Here is a 395-nt window from a genome sequence, read left to right on the forward strand (position 1 = left end):
GCCCATGGTCGAGGCCGCGCACCGGCTGGGCGCCGACTGGCGCCTGGTCCACGGCGGCCGCACCCGCGCCTCGATGGCCTTCCTCGACGAGCTGGCCCGGTACGGCGACCGGGTGACGGTGTGGCCGCAGGACGAGCGCGGCCTGCTGCCGCTGGCCGACCTGCTCACCGGCACCACCGCACGGGTCTACGCCTGCGGCCCGGCCGCGCTGCTCGACGCGGTCGAGGCGATCTGCCCGCCCGGGTCGCTGCGCACCGAGCGGTTCGCCGCGAGGGCGCAGGGCGCCCCGGTGCGCGACACCCCCTTCACCGTGGTGCTCGACCGCACCGGCGCCGAGGTCGTGGTGACCCCGCAGGTGAGCGTGCTGGAGGCGGTGCGCTCGGCCGGGGTCGAGG

At 78.0% G+C, this 395-nt stretch carries 1 pseudogene; it reads left to right on the top strand.

Features of this window, described 5'->3' with window-relative positions:
• A pseudogene (locus M3677_RS17710) lies at window positions 1–395 on the top strand (oxidoreductase); the annotation flags it as partial.

This window comes from Curtobacterium sp. P97 (assembly GCF_023712445.1).
Taxonomy (GTDB): domain Bacteria; phylum Actinomycetota; class Actinomycetes; order Actinomycetales; family Microbacteriaceae; genus Curtobacterium.